This is a genomic window from Microcoleus vaginatus FACHB-2002 (assembly GCF_040004035.1).
Classification (GTDB): Bacteria; Cyanobacteriota; Cyanobacteriia; order Cyanobacteriales; family Microcoleaceae; genus Microcoleus; species Microcoleus vaginatus_C.
This window is the reverse complement of the sequence record NZ_JAMPLN010000022.1, coordinates 15160-35476: the sequence shown is the minus strand read 5'-3', so window position 1 is coordinate 35476 and position 20317 is coordinate 15160. Positions and strand designations below refer to the sequence as shown.

The window sequence follows — 20317 nt, the reverse complement described above, 5'->3', positions numbered from 1 at the left end:
GTGACTATTGTGGAACCACTATTTTCTTCTGCGGATTTCATATTGAGGGATATAGATTCTAAGCTTTGCTGATTCACGGTATAAATCAACTTTTATCGGAAGTTACAAAAGTCACCATACTGGGCTTATAAAAATTACGAAATCTTGAATGTATACCTGTATTCAGCAATGCCATAAAAAAGGAAAACTGGCAGAATGTCAACTCTAAGTGATGAAATTCTGCCAGTATATTGTAGATATTTATAAATCCTCGAACCAAGCCTGAATTTCGCAAATATTCCGCATAAGAATTAGCATTCATCGGTGGTTCAAACGTCCCCGCAATCCCCACCAGTGTTGCCACCCTCAAAGCCTTAGAAGAGCAGCTAGATGCCTTGCTGTATGCTTATATACGCGCTCACTGGTGGTATTAGGGAATAGAGCGGAATTTGGTATTGGGCGATCATTTCACAGCCGGCTACATAATCATTCCCCAACTTCCATAAAGAGTTCGAGAGAGAGGGGGAGACAGCGAGAGGGAGAGGGGGAGAGGGGGAGAATTGGGAAACAAAGTTAAATTCATCCCTGTATCCGTGTCCGAATCCGTGTCATGCCCTTGTTCCCTCTTCCTTCTTCCTTCTTCCTTCTTCCTTCTTCCTTCCTTTAATGTGCCCAGAGAATCACGCCAGCTTCATAAGGACTGCTGAGATTATCGTGCTTCGGCAAAACCCGCAACGACAAACCTTGCAAACCACTAGAAGTATAAGTAATGTCAGCCGTATAAAGGCTAGCATTGTTAGCATCTTCTCCCAAATACTCCATCACCACCGGCACGCCGCCGACAATATCTCCGTTAGCATCAACCGAACCTTGATAAAGTTCGACTTGCACGTCTGCAGGCGTCAATCCCATCAGATTAATCCGAGATTTAACAGAAATCGACTGATTGACCTTAACTTCTTTATCCTGGGAAATATCAACAGCCTCAATCTTAATATCCTTCCACTTCGCGAGAACGTGCTTCTTCCAGTGAGACAATTCCTTGGCCGGAGCACAATTATCCGAAGTCATCGTGAAGAATCGATCGCTCACCGGGAAATAAGCCCGCCGCGCGTAATCCTTCACCATCCGAGCCGTATTGAAGAAAGGACAGTTCAAGCGAATCGAATCCTTCATTTTCTCCGTCCAACCGCGGGGAATGCCATCAGCATCCCGGTTGTAAAACAGCGGTACAACTTCCTTCTCCATCAAGTCGTACAAAGCATTCGCCTCGACTTCATCCTGATACTTAGTATCTTCGTAAAATTCCCCATGTCCGATCGGCCAACCGGTACGAACATAATCAGCCTCATCCCACCATCCGTCAAGAATGCTCAGATTCGGCAAACCATTCATCGAAGCTTTCATCCCGGAAGTACCCGAAGCCTCACGCGGGCGGCGCGGCGTATTCAGCCACACATCGCAGCCAGAAACCATCATCCGAGCAACGTTAATGTCGTAGTTCGGTAAAAACACCATCGAGCTCATCGTCTCGTGCTCGCGGATGAAGTGAACGATATCCCGAATCAATTCCTTACCCGGAATATCCATCGGGTGAGCCTTCCCAGCAATCACAAACTGCACCGGGCGATTTTGATCCCGCATGATCCGCATAATTCGATCGACATCGCGCAAAAACAGCGTCGCCCGCTTGTAAGTAGCAAAGCGGCGGGCAAACCCGATCGTCAGCACCTTCGGATTGAGTGCCTCCCGCGCGTGTTCGATTTCCGTTTGTGCCGCACCGCGCTCGCGCAAAGTCTTTTCCAGCCACTCCCGCGCGAACACCACCAACTCCGATCGACAGCGTTCGTGATTGCGCCATAGTTCCTCATCAGGAATCGACGACATTCTGTCCCAGAGTCGATCGTCCTTGCGAGTCATTTCCCAGTCCGGGCCGAGGTATCGATCGTACAACTCCTGAGTAGACTTCGCCACACAACTGCGAGCGTGCACCCCGTTGGTAATCGAAGTAATCGGTACTTCTTCCTGCGGCAAACCCGGCCACAAACCCTGAAACATCGGGCGCGACACCACACCGTGCAAAGCCGCCACCCCGTTGACAAAACTCGACATTTTAATTGCCAAAATTGCCATATTCAGAGGTGCGGACAAATCGCCAGTATTCTCCCGGCCCAATCCTAAAAACTCATCTTGCGACAAGCCAAACATCTTGGGATACTGACCTAGATAGTGCATCACCATATCCGGCTCGAACAAGTCAAACCCTGCAGGCACCGGCGTGTGAGTCGTAAACATACTGCTCGAAACCACCACCTGTTCCGCTTCCACGAAACTCAGGTGATATTCCTCCATCAGCATCCGAATGCGTTCCAAAGCCATGAAAGCCGCGTGGCCTTCATTCATGTGATAAGCCGTAACTGTCAGCCCCAATGCCTTGAGCATTTTCACGCCGCCGATGCCCAGCATGATTTCTTGGTGCATCCGCAGAGTTTTATCACCGCCGTACAGTTGGTCGGTAATATCTTGGTCGTAGCGGCTGTTAGGTTCAATATTTGTATCCATTAGGTACAAAGGAACCGTTCCCACTTGTACCCGCCAAATCCGGGCATACACCTTGCGGCCGGGATAGTCCACCTCAATCCGCAATTCCGAACCGTCGGGATTGCGTTCTGGGTGCAGCGGCATATTGTAGAAATCGTTGAGCGGATAGCGTTCTTGCTGCCAGCCGTCGGCGTTGAGATACTGCGAAAAATAACCTTCTTGGTATAGCAAGCCGACACCGACTAAGGGCAAGCCCAAATCGCTAGCTGATTTGAGGTGGTCGCCTGCGAGTACGCCCAAACCGCCCGAATAGATCGGTAGGGCTTTAACTAAGCCGAATTCCATCGAAAAGTAAGCGTAGCATTCTTGCTGCTCGGTGCCGCGCTGTTTGCGGTACCAGGCGCGATTTTTGAGATAATCGTCTAACTGCTGGGCTGCTCGGTTCATTTGGGCAATGAAGCCTTCGTCTTCTGCCATTTCTTGCAGTCGCTCTTGAGATATGGTTCCGAGCATCAGCACCGGGTTTTGGTTGCTGGAGTCCCACAGGTCTCGATCGAGGCGGCGGAAGAGGTCTTTGGTATCGACGTTCCAGTCCCAATGCAAGTTGTAAGCAAGCCTGCGTAGGGGTTCGAGAATTGTCGGTAGCGACGGGGAAACGTTAAATGTGCGAATTGGCTGCATAGACAAAGCCTTTATGTTGGGGTAGCGATATTTTCCTCTGTCTTTAGGTACAAGTCCGTTATTCTGCACACTATTTTAAGTTTTAACAAGGGCGGGCGATCGCGATCGACCATCATTAAGCACACGAAGCCGTGCCGTGTCCCTACCCCAGCTAAGCTTTTAACTGCGGTGGCGGGATTTAGGACTTGATGCCCCTGAGCTGACAATTCTTCAAGTTAATAGCGCTGTGTCACGCTTTGGGCAAGAATCTTAACGAATTGCCCGACAACTTAGGCCCGCCGCAGCGCTTTAGCAGTGATGATGTTGGGGGTGCAGCGGAGGAAAACCAGTCCGGAGACTAAGATTCGCGGTCAAGAACCATAACTAATAACTAATGACTCATTAAGCAATTTGCACTTTCCTCAACATAGAATTTACCAAAAGTTTGGTAGCATCGCCAGCCGAGAGCGCAGGGCTGAAATAATAACCCTGAATTTCTTGACAGTGGAGTTCGCGCAAACACTCCAACTGCTCTTTAGTTTCTACTCCTTCGGCTACCACGCTCAAATTCAAATCTCGCCCCAGCGTCGCTACAGCCTTGGCGATCGCCCGTTCGCACGGATCAGTCGTCAATCCGCTGACAAACGACCTGTCTATTTTTAAGATATTCAAAGGAAACTTTTTGAGATAATTTAGAGAACAATAACCCGTGCCGAAATCGTCCAGCGCAATTTGCACTCCCATATTCTGCAACTCCCTGAGAACTTTTGTGGTATAATCCACATCTTGCATGGCTGTCGTCTCGGTAATTTCTAACTCTAAATACTTGGGTGCTAAACCGCTTTTTTCCAAGCAGTTCGCTACCATTTCTAATAAATTAAATTGCTGGAACTGCCGAGCCGAAACGTTGACTGCTACCCGCAAAGCTGGCTGCAAAGCATCCTGCCAAGCTTTATTTTGAGTGCAGGCTGTTTGCAGCACCCATTCTCCAATAGCTACAATGAGCCCGTTCTCTTCGGCGATCGGAATAAATGTAGCGGGAGTAACTAAACCTAGTTGTGGATGTTGCCAGCGCAGCAGGGCTTCCATGCCCTGAATTTCCCAAGTAGTGATGTTGACTTTTGGCTGGTAGAAAATCTCAAATTCTCCCTGTTCTAAAGCCTCGTGCAGCCTGTTTTCTATAGTTAGTAACTGGCTGCTTTGGGGATTAATTGTTGAAGTATATAACTGATAGTTATTTCTTCCCATTTCTTTAGCGTGGTACAAGGCAGCATCGGCATTTTTGACTAAAGTTTCGGCATCTTCACCATCATCTGGATAAAGAGCAATGCCGATGCTGCTGCTAACATGAAACGGTTGTCCTCCTAGTTTAAATGCTGGCTTTAAATTGTGGAGGATTCTTTGAGCTGTTTTAACTGCATCTTCTAAGCAATTGATATCGGGAAGCAGTATGGTAAATTCGTCGCCTCCCCAGCGGGCAACCGTGTCAGTCGATCGCAAAGTGTCGCTGATGCGTCCGGCAAAACCTTCTAACAGGCGATCGCCCGCAGCGTGACCTAGTGTATCATTAATCTTTTTGAACCTGTCTAAGTCTAAAAACATCACCGCTAACATTTTTTTAGTTTGTTTAGCTTGTTTTAAGGAAGCCAGCAGCCGCTCATTAAAAAGTATCCGGTTCGGTAAACCGGTGAGTTGGTCATAAACAGCTTGATAGCGAATAATTTCTTCAGCTTGCTTGCGCTGAGTAATGTCCATCATCGTACCGATCGCCCTTACTGCTTTGCCATTTTCATTACGGATGATATAGCCGCGATCGAGTACAAAAATGTATCCCCCATCTGCACGGTGAAAGCTGTATTCTTCCGACCAACATTGAGCGTCTGAATTCATTGCTTCGTGGAAGCTTAACATCACTCTTTCTCGTTCTTCGGGATGAATATTTAGCCACCAAGATTCTAATTCTATCGTCTGAGTTTCGTTGAGTTTGTATCCAAAAACTTTTTCAAATTCTACGCTTAACCAATACTCATTTTTTAACAAATCAAAATCCCATACGGCATCATTCGTCGCCCGCGTCAGCAGGTGAAAGCGTTCTTCGCTTTTGCGTAGTTTTTCTTCGGATTGCACCCGTTCCGTTACATCCCGAAAGCTGAATACTCGACCAGTAATTTTGCCTCCCGTGCGCTGGGGGAACGAGTAGCGCTCAAAGATTCTGCCATCTGTCAACTCGATGATCTCGTAACTTTCTTCTGCGGGGCGATCGGACAATTCTTTAGCACGGTTGAGAAATATTTCCGGGTATTTTAACTGGTTGATTCCAAACCCCAAAATTTGGTTGTTATCTCTCGAATCCAGCAGGAAATCCGGCAACTGCCACATTTCGGCAAACTTGCGGTTAAAGGTGATAACTTTTCCTCCACTGTCAACCGCCAGAATAGCGTCAGCAGTAGATTCAATGGTTGCTTGAAGCAACGAAAGAGATGTTTCTAGTTGTGACTCTGCTAATTTGCGATCGCTGATATCAAATGCTGTGATTAATAGTGAGGCTTTTTTTTCAAATTTGATAATATCTACAGTTGCTTCAATCCAGCGCAACTTTCCGGTTTTCGTGACTATTATTAATTCATATTTAGAGCCTGCAGTTGAGCGCGCGTGGCGGGATTTACCCCAGTTTTTAACTATTTCTATAAAATCTTGATGAATTAAGTCGTATAAATCCAATGCTAGCAATTCTTCGCGAGTATATCCTGTCAGAGCTTCTGTCTGAGCATTGACATAACGTAACTGTCTGCGGTGATAGATAAATGCAACAGCATTCACAGTTTCTATCAGTTGGCGAAACTTTTTTTCACTGCGGCGCAAATTTCTTTCAGCCCGCTTGCTATCGGTAATATCTTGTGCTATGTATAACTGGCCGCTGACCTTGCCTTGACCGTCGCGAATAATTAAAATAGAAAGCTGTACAATTATTTTTTTTCTCTGTTTAGAAATGTAGACTTTTTCGACGTTGCGGACAGAACCTTCGGCTGTTAAACTTGCTAAATCTAACTCCGGGTCTGGTGATTCAGTTTTCTTAAAAAGTCCGGCTATTGGTTTGCCTAACAACTCTTTTTTAGAGTATCCCAAAAGTTGACAGGTAGCTTGGTTTAACGACAGGATATGACCGGCCGGGGTGGTCGCAATTATCGAGACGTTCATTTCCTCGCAAATATCCAGGGCATATTCGGCAGTTTGCTGCAAATCTTGGGTCATTTGGGCAATAGTATGCCAGATATCCAGTTCTTTTTTTGGATACAACACTTTTTCTCCTTTTGGTAGCTTGTCATTCTCTGTTTCAGACTTGGCCTTGATTAAGCTCATCGTCTTGGATAAGCTATTTACTGTTTTACCCCTAATGAATAATGAAATTAATAAAAAAATAAAAACCAGATAATTACCGATTATTGTTAACCTAAAATTAGGTTTTTTCCTCTGACTTTCCTGAGATTGTATATAATTGTAAGTCGGTAATTGTACTGGCTCAATTGGGGATAATTTATCCAAAAATAATGTGGCGCTTGCAGAAGTAAGGGGGCGAGATGCCGATCGCAAATAGCTATGTTTCTGAGACCGAACCAAAATCCCTGCTACAGGGGGAGTGCCATGCCCATCTCCTAGACTTGTCGGTAATATTTTTGGATTTATGCCACATTCCACACCAAAAATAGCAAGAGCGAAATATCCCAACATTAATTGAAAAATTATTTTCATTGGCTCTATTTCCTAATTTTAAATATTTTTTTAGCAATCATAAATGTCAAAAAGTTTAGCAAAACTTTCTGTACAATAGGAAAACCCAGCCACCCGGAATTGATGTGGATTTGTAAATTAAATTTTACCAAGCTAATAATTTAGCTTTATAACTAATTACAATTTTAATCTTAATTTAAAATGTGTCATCAGCCATTGTGCCACAAATTATCCGCCATTCTGCCTAGACACCGCGTGGGAGCGCGCTAAAATTAGATAATTCCCGCAAGGAGGCGACCGGGATTTGTTAGAAAAATAAACAATTAGCTTAAAATCGATGCAGAGGTCCACTAATTGAACCCATGAGTCAGACCATCCCAGAACTCCAAAAAGAAGTCCGCACGCTGCAAGCAGAAGTTACCGCCCTGCAAGAGTCGCGGGAAAAACTTGCCGTACAGCGCTCAGAGTGCCGAGTGGCAGTCAGTTTTCCCAAAAATAATACTCCTGAAGCCATTGCCGAGTTCCACCAGCAAACTGCTGCTTTTGGGGAGCAGTGGTTGCAGCAAATCCAGGAAATTGACCGAGAGACTAAAAATATTGAAAAGCAACTGCAACAAAAACAGGCTTTACTCAATTACAAGCAAGGTGAACTAGAAAAATTGCTGGCCGGAGAGCACTGGCAAGAAATAGAAAACACTGTTCAAACCGGCGAAAAGCGCTTGCAAGCACAAGCTCGCAGAATCAATCAAGTCGCAGCGCAGCTAGAGGTAGAAATCCAAGCTTTGAAAGCACTGTACGACCAACTAAATCCGAGTTATTCCGAGTGGTTTCAACAACCCACTGAAATAGTCAAATTTTCTGCAACAACTATTCCTTACGCTGTTCCCAGCAGCAGCGGGTTGATATTGGAGAATAAGGAGATTGAGTGGGAAAAAAAGTAGTTTTGACTTGTAAATTTTAAAGGTAAATTAGTGATTTGAATGTCGCCGTCGAACGCTCCCCTAAGCAAGACAGATTCGACGGCAACATCCCAAGGCTGTTACCTGCTTGTTTAAATCAAAAATACAAAACTGCCTCTGGCACAGCTAATTTTAAGATTTTTGAGTTTCATTTTTTGAAACAGGTTTATTTTTAACTCTGGTGTCAACCTAAAATCTAAAATATAACACTTCTGGACGCATCAACCGGGTTTTACGAAAAGACTTTGTTGCAGCCCTCGCTTTCGCTAAAAAACCCGGTTGATGAGAGCGAGGAGTGCGTAAGCTCTGTCTAAAATCTCAAATAGACTTACTGATGAAACAATTGATTTGGATAGCGCTATTTATTCTGGTTGCGGTTACGGCTGTGGGTTGGCGTTCTGGCTCGTGGCAGCGGTTGTCGGCTGTACCCTCAGTTTCGCTCGATCGCAATATTCACATTTCGCCAAACCCGTCTCCCTTACCGCTTCCTGCTGAAAAAACTACTTTTTTTCAGCCGCAAATTGACCCGTCCCGGCTGTGGAAACACGTCGAGACTTTAGCAGGAGAACGTGAGGGAGAAGGATCTCGCTCTTTTACTAGAGATTACATTTCTAAACAACTGCAAACATTAGGATTTTCCGCAGATTTGCAGGAGTTCGATCGCGGAATCAACGTCTTCGCTGAGAGAAAAGGTACTGACTCAAACGCCGGTGCAATTTTAGTGGCAGCACACTACGATACTGTACCAAACTCCCCAGGCGCTGACGACAATGCGACGGGAGTTGCAGTAGTTTTAGAAGTAGCAAGATTACTGGGTTCTCGCCCCACGCCTCGGACATTGCAGGTAGCATTTTTCGACAGGGAAGAACTCGGACTTTTAGGCAGTTTAGCATTTACAGGTAGCGAGGCGCGGTTAAAAAATTTGCAGGGCGCGATCGTCCTAGATATGGTAGGTTATGCCTGCCGCACGCCCGGATGCCAGCAATATCCCGAAGGATTGACAGCGCAACCTTTTCTAGAAGCATCGGGGGTAACTTCTCCCGACAAAGGCGAGTTTATCGCTGTGATTGGAGATGCGGAACATCCGCTGCTATTGAAAAGTTTTGCGGAGTCTGGAAAAGCCGATTTGCCGCCTGTGGTGGCGCTACCGGTTCCCCTGAAAGGGTTGCTGACTCCCGATGTTTTACGCAGCGACCACGCGCCTTTCTGGTATAAAGGAATTGGTGCTGTGTTGGTGACGGATACTGCAAATTTGCGATCGCCCCACTATCACCAATCTAGCGATACATTAGCAACTATCGATCGACCTTTTTTCGCCGGTTCTGCTCAAATTGTTGTTAATGCCGTGGCTAAATTATTGGAATTAGCTAATTAGTAATTGGTAATTGGTAATCCGTAATCTACTCGTTACCAGGCTCTGCCTGGTAACGCATATCCGGAGGCTCTGCCTCCAATTTTCCCACGCCAAGCAAGCGAGGCAGAGCCTCTGGAAATCGGTTCCTAGGCAGAGCCTAGGAACTAGGTAAATAACTAATACGTAATAACTAATAAGTAATAACGAATGACTAACAAAGAAAGCCTGCAACGGCATTTACTGCAACTAGATAATAGAGGCTACAAAGCATACAAAGACATTCAAGGTAACTACGAATTTTCTGAATTCACATTAATTATTGATTACGTGCAGGGAGATCCGTTTGCTTCTCCCAGTAAATTTAGAGTCATAGTTCCCCCCAACATTGCTCAAATACCCCGCGAACTTTTCAATTCTCGCAGTCGAGAAATAGCCTTGCGAGATTACCTAACTCGCCAGTTTGACAAAGCAGCCTACAGCATCAGCAGCAAACGCGGCACTGGGAAAAGTGGTATGATTGCAGTGACTCGCTTCGGACAAGAAGTTTTAGAGCGAACTTCCGCATTTATCATTTCCTCAAATACATCCGATATCGAAGATTTAGGAGGAGTTGAACTGCGATTTGCCGTCGGACTTCCAGCGAGTGGACGCAGTATTTTAGGGCGACAAGCTGCTGAAATGCTGTGCGAAGATATCCCGCAAATTGTCAGCAATTCTCTGAAGTATGCTAACTTAAATGCTGCTGAATGTCGCCGTCACGTTGAAACAGTAGAAGATGCTGACTGGCTGCGGCAGCAGTTAGCTGAAAAAGAATTAGTTGCGTTTGTTGCTGACGGTTCTATTTTGCCCCGGCGCAGCGGTGTTGACAACAGTCCTTTGTTAAATAATGCTGTGGCTTTTCAATCGCCGCCGTCGTTAAAAGTTGAGTTTAATTGTCCGAATCGCGGTTTGATTTCCGGTATGGGTATTTCCGCTGGCGTTACTTTGATTGTTGGCGGCGGCTATCACGGCAAATCAACTTTACTCAGGGCGATCGAGTTGGGAGTTTACAACCGAATTCCGGGAGACGGTAGGGAATTTGTGGTGACTAATCCGGCGGCGGTGAAAATTAGAGCGGAAGATGGCAGAAGTGTTGCGGGAGTTGATATTTCGCCTTTTATTAACCACTTACCACAAGGTAGAGATACTGCACAATTTTATACTGAAAATGCGAGCGGTAGCACGTCGCAAGCTGCTAATATTATTGAGGCTTTGGAAGTGGGGAGAAGGAAGAAGGAAGAAGGAAGAGGGAAGAAGGAAGAGGGAAGAGGGAAGAAGGAAGAAGCTCAGTCTTTTGTTTTAGAGACGCAATTACTCGCTATTTCAAAAGAGGATTTAGTGCCTGTTTTATTGGTGGATGAGGATACGGCGGCGACGAATTTTATGATTCGCGATCGCAGAATGCAGGAACTCATCGCTAAGGATAAGGAACCGATTACGCCGTTTATTGATAAAGTTAAACATTTGTATGCAGATTATGGGGTATCGACTATTTTAGTCATGGGGGGAAGCGGCGATTATTTTGATGTGGCGGATACTGTGATTGCAATGGAAAATTTTCAAGCATATAATGTGACGGAAAACGCTAAAGATATTGCTAAAAATTACTCGATTAGCCGCGCTGCTGAAGGGGGAGAAAATTTTGGTGAGATTACTCAAAGAGTGCCGATTCCTGCTAGTTTAGATCCGAGTCGGGGACGGCGAGATGTGCGGGTGAAGGTGCGGGATGTTGATGAATTGGCTTTCGGAACTGAGGAGATTGATTTGGGTGCTGTTGAGCAAATTGTGGACAGCGGACAGTTAAGGGCGATCGCTGCGGCAATGGTTTATGCTAAGCAGCAATACATGGACGGAAAACGCACTTTGTCGGAAATCATAGATTTGGTGATGGCAGATATTGACGCCCAGGGGATGGATATTTTATCGCCTTTTCCTGAAGGGGATTTTGCCATGTTTCGGCGGTTTGAATTGGCGGCGGCAATTAATCGGCTTCGCAGTTTGTCGGTTGTTGCTAAGTAGACTTGCTTAATATAAGTGTATTGTTGTCCTACTTTTGATATGCTGGCGAAAGTGAGTGCAAAAACCGCGATTGAAGTATGACAGGCAATATAGGACAACTGACTGCTTTAAGCGATCGACCTTATATAGTATTAAGCAATCAAGGGGAGGTTTTACAGTTAGAGTTAAAACAGCAGCAGCACGTATTGGGGCGCGATCGCACTCGTGCTGATTTAGTCATTCCCGAACCCTGGCGCGCAGTTTCCGGCGTTCACGCTGTTTTGCGCCAAATTGGGGATAATTACTGGATTTACGACGGTGACGGCCAGCGGCCTAGCACTAATGGCTTATTTGTCGATCGCACTCGCATCACTCCCAATGACGGTTATTGTCTGAAAAACGGCACTGAAATTAAAATCGGTCTCGATCCTCAAAATCAAGTTTTGCTGAGTTATTTTAATCCGCTGGCGAATCAGGTTGCTGTCCCTAGCAAGCAGTCAATTCTTCTTAAGAATCGGTCGGTTTTGTTGGGCCGCGATCCAAATGCTTCGCTGCAATTAGATGCGCCCCTTGTTTCTAGACGCCACGCCACAATCGACCAAGACAGTCGTGGCAATTATATTTTGAGAGACCACAGCGTTAACGGGGTTTTTGTTAACGGTCAGCGAGTGACAAATTCTGTACAATTGTCCGAGGGAGATGCAATTCGGATCGGCCCGTTTACTCTAACTTACCGCAGCGGTGAGTTGCAGATGCAAGACTCGGGCCATCAAATTCGTTTGGATGCTGACAGTCTGGTGATTCCGAAGCGTTTGGATAACATCACTTTGGCGATCGAACCGGGGCAGTTTGTGGCTTTAGTCGGCGGTAGCGGCGCTGGCAAATCTACTTTAATGCGGACGCTTTTAGGCATCGAAAAAACTACTAACGGCGCTGTGTTTCTCAACGGCGACAACCTGCGCCAAAACTTCAATATTTACCGCAATCAAATCGGTTACGTGCCTCAAGATGATATTGTACACGCAGATTTGACAGTAGAAGAAGTCTTGAGTTATGCAGCTAAATTGCGCTTACCTCCCGATACAGATGTCAAGCAGGTAGTCGCGAAAACTTTAGAAGATATTGAAATGACTCACCGCCGCAAGGCTTTTGTAAAACAGCTTAGCGGCGGACAGCGAAAGCGGGTCAGCATCGGAGTTGAACTGTTAGCAGACCCGAAACTTTTCTTTTTAGACGAACCGACTTCAGGACTCGATCCGGGTTTGGATAAGAAGATGATGCAACTGCTGCGAAAGTTGGCAAGTCAAGGCCGGACGGTGATTCTGGTGACTCACGCGACGGCAAATATCACGATGTGCGATCGCATTGTTTTTATGGGTCGCGGCGGACGCCTTTGTTACTTCGGCCCGCCTAGGGAAGCACTCGATTTTTTCGATGTCAAAACAGGCGATTTTGCGGACATTTACAACGAATTAGAAACAGGAGAAATCAACGTTCAAAGCTGGGCAGAAAAGTTTAATAAATCTCCCTACTATCAGCGCTATATTGTCAACCACTTCAGCAGAAGCCAGGCTAATGCAAAAATACCTTCTGCACCTTCTGTACCAAAATCTCAATCTTTTGTAAAACAACTCGTTTTGCTTGCCCAGCGCTATTTTCAACTCGTTTTCCGCGACTTAGTTAACTTGAGTTTAGCTCTTTTAACGGCTCCGATCGGCATTAGTTTGCTGCGGCTAGCCGTCAGAGATAAAGACCCATTAATTGGCGCACCGGAGGCAACTTTAGCACCTTTAGCGCTCCGAGTTTTATTTGTATTTACCTGCGCGGCTATTTGGGTAGGACTGGCAACTTCTCTGCAAGAAATCGTCAAAGAATCTGCTATTTATCTGCGCGAACGTTTGGTCAATTTAGGATTGTTTGCTTATTTAGGTTCAAAATTTTTTATACTTTCTGGTTTAGCCGTATTGCAAACACTGTTAATGGTAGGAGTTATTCTGATTGCTTTTAAATCCCCCGAACCGAGTTTTATTTCCTGGCCTGTGGGAGCAAGTATTACCACTTTCCTAACTTTAATGAGCTGCATGAGCCTTGGATTAGTCGTTTCCGCCATTGTTAAAAATAGCTCTCAAGCTAACAGCGCTTTGCCTCTATTACTGTTGCCTCAGATTATTTTTTCTGGAGTTTTGTTTAAGATGGAAGGTGCGGCGAGCACATTTTCTTGGCTGATGTTAAGCCGCTGGTCTGTGGGTGCTTACGGCTCTTTAGTTAATGTGAATGGGATGGTTCCCGCGCCTACTACATTACCGGATGGGAGCATACTTCCTCAGCCGTTTGAACCTACTCCGGTTTACGATCCCACCTGGGAGAATTTGGGTTTAAACTGGGGTATTTTGTGCGTGCATATTTTCGTTTATTTGATGTTGACTCTGTGGTTGCAGAAGCGGAAGGATATTTTATAATTAAAATTACGCCTTTTTAACTCACAGTTCATTATCAAATCACATGGGGGGAGGAATAAATGTTAGTTAAAACCAACGCATTAGTAGAAATCGCTGCATCGCCGGAAGTAGTCTTTGATTTTGTTACCTCCCTGTCAAATCTGCCCAAAGTCTTTCGCGGATATGGCCCAATTCCAGCAATTATTAAAGCTGAGATGGCAGATGGTGGAGAGATGCGTGAAGGCGGCGTGCGGCGGATAGAAAATTCCGACACTTCGGTGATTGATGAAGAAATCATTACTTTCAAAAAGCCAGAAAGACAAACCTACCGACTGGTTAGAGGGTTTAAGTTTCCGATTTCTCTACTCATTGAGTCTGGTGGCGGAGATTGGAATTTCACTGCTACAGCAAAGGGAACTCGGATTGATTGGGAGTTTTATTTTATGCTGACTTCTCCGGTATTCTATCCGCTTGGGTTGTTGCTAGTTCAGGTTTTTATGCAAAAAGCTATGCAGCAGTGTTTAGATAAAATTAAAGAATATTTGGCTAACCCAAGCGAATTAATTGTATGAATTATTGGCTAATGAAGTCGGAACCCGATGTTTATAGTATTGCGGATTTGAAACTGAATCGCACTTCGATTTGGGATGGCGTTCGCAACTATCAAGCGCGCAATTTTATGCGAGAAATGAGTCGCGGAGATTTAGTATTTTTTTACCATTCTAATACTAAATTTCCGGGTATTGTCGGGTTAGTGCGCGTCGTGGAAGCTGGGATTGCTGATCCGAGTCAGTTCGATATGAATAGCGAATATTATGATCCTAAATCGCCCTTTGATGCTCCTCGCTGGCAAACTGTGAGAGTTGAGTTTGTTGAGGAATTTGCTAAGTTAATATCTTTGGATGAACTGAAACAAAAGTTTAGCGCTGATGAGATTTTGGTGGTGAGGAAAGGCAATCGGTTATCGGTGATGCCGGTATCTGAAAGTGCGGCACAGAAGATTTTGAAGATGAGAGAATCTCATGATTAAACCGCAGAGAACGCAGAGAGCACAGAGTCAGAAAAAAGAGAGATGAATAATTCCGACCCCAACAGATGTGATATTACCCACAGTCAGGACACGGCAGTGCCGTTTCCCTACAATTAATCTGGCGCTGGTTACATCTCTCAGGTCGTGCTCATGATTATTTTGGGGTAGGGAAACGGCAATGCCGCTTCCGTCCTTGCCTATCATGTCTGAGTGCAACCGGAATTAATACCACAGGCAGGATGCCTGTGCCACAAAAATTATTGTGGGGTGGGCATCTTGCCCGCCCCAAATATTTGCAATCTCCTAAAGACCGGCCGCACAAACAGCCGCACCAATTAACCCTACATTGGGATTCAAAACCAATCGAACTGGCATCATTTCTAACAGCGAATCCATCCGGCCTTTGTGCGTAAAAGCTCGCATAAAACCCCCTTCTTGAATCAGCGGCAAAATCTTAGCAGCAATGCCGCCAGCTACGTACAAACCGCCGTAAGGTAACAGTGTCACAGCGAGATTTCCGGCCACTGCACCGTAAGCTTCTACAAACATTTGCATTGTTTGTTCGGAAAGCCGATCGCACTTTTTGAGTGCCGCCTGTGCAATTGTCGCCCCCGGATCGACAGTCTTCTCGCTTTTACCGATTTCTGACTCCCATTTTTTGATAACTTCCCCTATCTCCGGCGATTCAGGAGCAAACTTTCTGTCCCGCAAAAACTGGTAAATTGAAACAATCCCTAGTCCCGAAACCACACGCTCGATCGATATTCTTTGAATGTCGTGTTTTGCTAACAAATATTTCAGCAATTCAAACTCCAACTCCGAACGAGGAGCAAAGTCACCGTGCCCCCCTTCCGAAGAAAATACCCTGATGCCATTTGCCTCGGGAATTCCAAAACAATTTCCCAAACCAGTACCCGCACCAATCACAGCAATTGGATCGTGTTGGCGGGGTTTTCCAACTTGCAAAGTGTGCAAATCTCGATCGTCCAAAGCCCACACGCCGTAGCCAACCGCGACAAAATCATTAATTAAACTAACGTGTGATATTCCTAATTCCTGTTCCAGACGCTTCGCATCCAGCATCCAAGGCAAATTAGTCAGTTTTGCAGTGTTGTTAACCACCGGGCCTGCGATCGCAAAACAAGCTTTTTCAGGCAATGGCGCAAAATCCAATTTCGTAGCAGCTTCTGTCAAAAACTGCTGCACCATCGGTACTAAATCTGGAAACTCCCCGCTCGGATAGCGAAACTCGTAAAGAGCGTTCATTTCACCGTTAACAGTCCTTTCCACTAAGCGCAAAATTGTCTTAGTTCCGCCAATATCGCCCGCTAATAATAATGCCATAAATCTCTTTTTCCACCAAAGATAACATTCCCCATTTAAACACCCACAGTATTAATTGCCAACCAAGCCCGCAGCACCTCAGCCACAGTCCAAGCTTGAGCCGTGCAGCCCCGCGGCGAGTGGGGGGCGTCGCCCTCAAAAATTTCGCCCAGACTGCCAACTCCGCCGGCTCTTATATGATGTGCCATCGGTTCGAGAAATTCGATCGCTTGTGCTGGGTTTTTGTATACGTGCAAGTGCGCCAAGACAAACGGGCCAATCAGCCAGCCCCAAACTGTGCCCTGGTGGTAGGCGCTGTCGCGCTGCAATTGGTCGCCTCCGTATGCGCCGCGATACTGCGGGTGCTGCGGCGAGAGGCTGCGGAGGCCGACAGAAGTGAGAAGCTGTTGAGCGCAGGCGTCCACCACGCCGCGCTGCTGGATGGGCGTCAGTAACGGTGTATACCGGGTTTCCTGGCGCATCCCCGCTGACAAGGAGTTGGCGGAGTGGGGAGGAATCGAGTCTAGGGGCAGGGATACGGCGAATATTTGGTTGGGCCGCAGCGAGGCATCGTGTCCGTCGGGGCCGTCCAGAACGTCGTAACAGTAACCAGTTGAGGCGTTCCAGAAGCGAGGAAATCCGGCTGCTGTTCGATCGCCCAATTGCTGGTATTCATTGTGAGGCTTGCCCAGTTTTCGAGCAAAACTTGCCATAGCTTGTATAGCATTGTACCAAAGGGCGCTGAGTTCGATCGGCTTACCAATCCGGGGTGTCACCACCCAATCGCCGATTTTCGCGTCCATCCAAGTCAGTTGCACGCCGGTTTCGCCGGCGTAGATTAAACCGTCATCGGGATCGAGGCGGATGTTATACCGAGTTCCCTGTATGTGCCAATCAACAATCTCACATAAAGTAGGCCAGAGTTCGCTCAAAAGTTCGTCGTCCCCCGTGGCATCAATATAAGCGCGGATTGCCTCAAAGTACCACAGCGTGGCGTCTCCGGTGTTGTATTCCGGTTCGCCTCCCGCATCCGGGAAGCGGTTCGGCAGCATCCCCCGATCGACATACCGCGCAAATGTCCGCAAAATCGATCGCGCAATTTCCCATCGCCCGGTACAGATTGTGAGGCCGGGTAGGGCGATCGTCGTGTCGCGCCCCCAGTCGCTGAACCAGGGATATCCGGCGATAATCGTTTTGCCTTGGGATTCCTCCGGTAGCGGGCGGCTGACGATAAATTGGTCGGCGGCGAGCACTAAGTGATTGATCCAGTCGGGAGATTCGCTCACTTTTGACCAGTTTTGCAGCAGTTGTTGGTCATAAGCGCGGCGCACCTCTAAAGCTGTACCGCCGTTGAGTTCGGTATTTTTCTCGGTGCTCGCTATCAATGTGAGAGAACTTCCCGGTGCGATCGTCATGTGAAAAGTCGCCGCGTGCAAGTGATCCTCGCAGTAGTCCAATCCCCGGCGCTTTTCGGCTGCTAGGTCAAATCCGTAATGCCAATTGTATAAAGGCGTAGAAACTCGAAATTTCGCCTCTGGTTCGGCATCCGTCAGCAGGTACAGGGGTACAGACTTGGGAAATGCAGTCACGCAAACCCCGCGTTCCAAGGTTTGTAGGCTCATCTGCCAGTCGCCGACGCTCGTCGTGTGGTGGTAGTCGCGATAGTTTACTAGGGCTTTGACAGCGAGGGCGATCGGTTGTGAGGCGCGGTGCAAGCGGTATTGAATATATGTTGTGTTAGCACCTTGCTGCATCCAAATCCGCTTTTCCAGGATAGCGTCGGCGAGAGCAAACCTCCAAACAGGCGTCGTGCCTTCGAGGTGAAAGCTTTCGATGTAGTTGTAGCCGTGGGGTTCCATCGTCGCGTCGGCCCAGCGGTTTGTATAAAGCGGATAGGCGCGATCGTGATACACAGCCGTCTCGTCCAGCTTGGCGAGCATCAGAGTGCGTCCCAGCGGGGGTTTGAGGGCGGCTACCAGCAAGCCGTGATAGCGGCGGGTGAGGAGATTTGCGATCGTCCCGCTAGCGTAACCGCCGATCCCGTTTGTGACCAACCACTCCCGAGACTCCGCCGAGTCGAGATTGCAGCAGATTTCCCGTCCAAAAGCCATAACCATAAAATCCACACTCGCGCTGATTTTTGACCTACCTTTAGGTAGATTTTCGACATGATATCAACCAGAAATATTAACGCTTCCAGGCCGTTAATTTGGCGATCGCCCTCCTGCCGATTCCCGATCTAATTTAGACATAACTAACCGCTACTTTTGCCCCTTACACAATTTTAGCCTTTGATACCTCTGTCTAAAGTTAGTTGTTTGTTATATTAAGTAATATTACCGTCTAAACAGGCGCTGAACGTTAAGGGCAAAGCATTTGATAGCGCGTCGGGCGATCGAACCACCAACCTATTTTATAAGGAGAACGGCTCAAAGTGAAGATAGGAGCAAATTACCTCGGCAATAACCAATGTGAATTTACCGTTTGGGCGCCCACCCTCAAACAAATCGCAGTCCAAATTGTTTCCCCAAAAAAACGCCTGATACCTCTGGAACAATCGGCAGAAGGTTATTGGCAAACCACAGCTACAGACATCGAACCAGGAACCCTTTACACTTACCAAATTGAAGGAAAAACCGAGCGACCAGACCCAGCCTCAAAATATCAACCCCAAGGCGTACATGCTCCGTCGCAAGTAATAGATCAAAATATTTTTACTTGGACTGACACAAATTGGCAAGGCGTGCCGCTAGCCGAAATGATTATTTACGAACTGCACGTCGGCACATTCACCCAAGCCGGAACATTTGAAGCAATAATTCCCCAGCTAAAACAGCTTAAAGAATTGGGAATCAACGCCATCGAAATAATGCCAGTAGCCCAATTTCCTGGCGACCGAAACTGGGGATATGACGGCGTATATCCCTACGCAGTTCAAAACTCCTACGGCGGCCCCGAAGGCTTCAAAACACTCGTCAACGCCTGCCACGAACACGGCATTTCAGTAATTCTCGATGTAGTTTACAACCACCTCGGCCCCGAAGGAAATTATCTCAGGGACTTCGGCCCCTACTTTACATCCAAATACGGCTCAATTTGGGGAGACCCCCTCAACTTCGACGACGCCTACAGCGACGGGGTACGCAACTACTTTATTGAAAACGCCCTCTACTGGTTTCGAGACTATCACATCGATGCCCTGAGATTAGATGCAATTCAAGCAATATTTGAAGTAGGTGCAAGACCTTTTTTACAAGAACTATCCGATGCCACAGCCGATATTTCCCAAGAACTAGGACGGCAACTTTACTTAATAGCCGAAAGTGACTTAAATGATGTTCGCACTATACGTCCCAAAGAACTCGGTGGCTTCGGACTAGACGCCCAATGGTGCGATGATTTCCACCACGCACTGCACGCCTTGCTGACTGGAGAAGACGACCGATACTACCAAGATTTCGGCAAGTGCGAACACTTAGAAAAAGCCTTCAAAGAAAGCTTTGTTTACTCCGGCCAGTACGCCCCCCACAGAAAGCGGAAACACGGCAATTCTGTTAAAGATGAACCGGGTCATAAATTTCTGGTGTTTGCCCAAACCCACGACCAAATCGGCAACCGCATTTTGGGAGACCGACTATCCAAAATAGTTGACTTTGAAGGATTGAAACTTGCAGCCGGCACAGTCTTAATTTCTCCCTACATTCCATTCTTTTTTATGGGAGAAGAATACGGAGAAGAAGCACCGTTTTTTTACTTCGTTTCCCACTCGGACGAAAACTTAATTGAAGCTATCCGCAAAGACAAACAACAAGAATTTAAAATCTTTGAAGGTCGAGGCGAGTTTCACGACCCCCAGAGTCCTGAGACTTTCGAGAAGTGTAAGTTAAACTGGGAAAAACAAACCGAAGGCAAACACAAAATCCTTTGGGAATGGCACCAACATTTGATTCAACTTCGGCGGACAATACCAGCCCTTAAAAAACTCGACAAAAACAGTCTAGAAGTATCCAGCATTGAAGCGGAAAAAATCTTATTTCTACGTCGCTGGACAGATGACAGCCAGATCTTCTGCATTCTAAACTTCAGCAGGCAAGAGGTAGCTTTTACGGCTGCACTTCCCCAAGGCAACGGTCACAAAATTTTAGACTCTGCTGATGAAAAATGGATGGGTTCAGGTTCTAGCTTGCCTGAAAAGATAACTTCAGATCAAAAATTGACCGTTAAACCGCAGAGTTTCGCACTCTATGAATTACAGTAATTAACACGG

Annotated in this window: 11 protein-coding genes; 7 read left to right on the top strand and 4 right to left on the bottom strand. The window is 46.6% G+C overall.

Annotation, left to right across the window (positions count from 1 at the left end; genetic code table 11):
- Positions 1 to 642: 642 nt before the first annotated feature.
- Positions 643 to 3201 carry an alpha-glucan family phosphorylase gene (glgP, locus tag NDI35_RS18745; RefSeq protein ID WP_445314118.1) on the bottom strand — a complete coding sequence of 853 codons (2559 nt, stop codon included), beginning with the start codon at positions 3199 to 3201 and terminating at the stop codon, positions 643 to 645.
- Between the two features lie 381 nt (positions 3202 to 3582).
- Positions 3583 to 6540, bottom strand: coding sequence for an EAL domain-containing protein (locus NDI35_RS18740; RefSeq protein ID WP_445314050.1), 2958 nt, complete (start codon positions 6538 to 6540; stop codon positions 3583 to 3585).
- Between the two features lie 731 nt (positions 6541 to 7271).
- Here NDI35_RS18740 and NDI35_RS18735 point away from each other — a divergent pair.
- From NDI35_RS18735 to NDI35_RS18710, 6 genes are all read left to right on the top strand, one after another.
- Entirely contained in the window at positions 7272 to 7850 is a 579-nt protein-coding gene (locus tag NDI35_RS18735) for a hypothetical protein (protein WP_445314049.1), read from the top strand.
- Positions 7851 to 8202: 352 nt separating this feature from the next.
- The gene (locus NDI35_RS18730) at positions 8203 to 9243 is read left to right on the top strand and encodes a M28 family peptidase (RefSeq protein WP_445314048.1); all 1041 of its coding nucleotides are present in this window, start codon (positions 8203 to 8205) and stop codon (positions 9241 to 9243) included.
- Positions 9244 to 9429: 186 nt separating this feature from the next.
- On the top strand, positions 9430 to 11280 hold the full coding sequence (locus tag NDI35_RS18725; RefSeq protein WP_445314047.1) for an ABC-ATPase domain-containing protein: 1851 nt from the start codon (positions 9430 to 9432) through the stop codon (positions 11278 to 11280).
- Positions 11281 to 11357: 77 nt separating this feature from the next.
- The gene (locus NDI35_RS18720) at positions 11358 to 13718 is read left to right on the top strand and encodes an FHA domain-containing protein (protein WP_445314046.1); all 2361 of its coding nucleotides are present in this window, start codon (positions 11358 to 11360) and stop codon (positions 13716 to 13718) included.
- A gap of 59 nt (positions 13719 to 13777) precedes the next feature.
- Complete coding sequence (locus NDI35_RS18715; protein WP_445314045.1) at positions 13778 to 14269, top strand: SRPBCC family protein; 492 nt, start codon at positions 13778 to 13780, stop codon at positions 14267 to 14269.
- Positions 14266 to 14727, top strand: a complete 462-nt coding sequence (locus NDI35_RS18710; RefSeq protein WP_445314044.1) for an EVE domain-containing protein — start codon at positions 14266 to 14268, stop codon at positions 14725 to 14727. Before NDI35_RS18715 ends, NDI35_RS18710 begins: the two co-directional genes overlap by 4 nt.
- Positions 14728 to 15030: 303 nt before the next feature.
- Here the strand turns inward: NDI35_RS18710 and NDI35_RS18705 are convergent, their stop codons facing one another.
- Both NDI35_RS18705 and NDI35_RS18700 read right to left on the bottom strand, forming a co-directional pair.
- Complete coding sequence (locus NDI35_RS18705) at positions 15031 to 16071, bottom strand: glucokinase (protein WP_445314043.1); 1041 nt, start codon at positions 16069 to 16071, stop codon at positions 15031 to 15033.
- Positions 16072 to 16106: 35 nt separating this feature from the next.
- Positions 16107 to 18167: an amylo-alpha-1,6-glucosidase gene (locus NDI35_RS18700; RefSeq protein WP_445314042.1), complete on the bottom strand. Its 2061-nt coding sequence runs from the start codon at positions 18165 to 18167 to the stop codon at positions 16107 to 16109.
- 317 nt (positions 18168 to 18484) lie between these two features.
- On the opposite strand from NDI35_RS18700, the gene treZ reads away from it, so the two are divergent.
- Positions 18485 to 20308, top strand: a complete 1824-nt coding sequence (gene treZ / locus NDI35_RS18695) for a malto-oligosyltrehalose trehalohydrolase (RefSeq protein ID WP_445314041.1) — start codon at positions 18485 to 18487, stop codon at positions 20306 to 20308.
- The last annotated feature ends 9 nt before the right edge of the window (positions 20309 to 20317 follow it).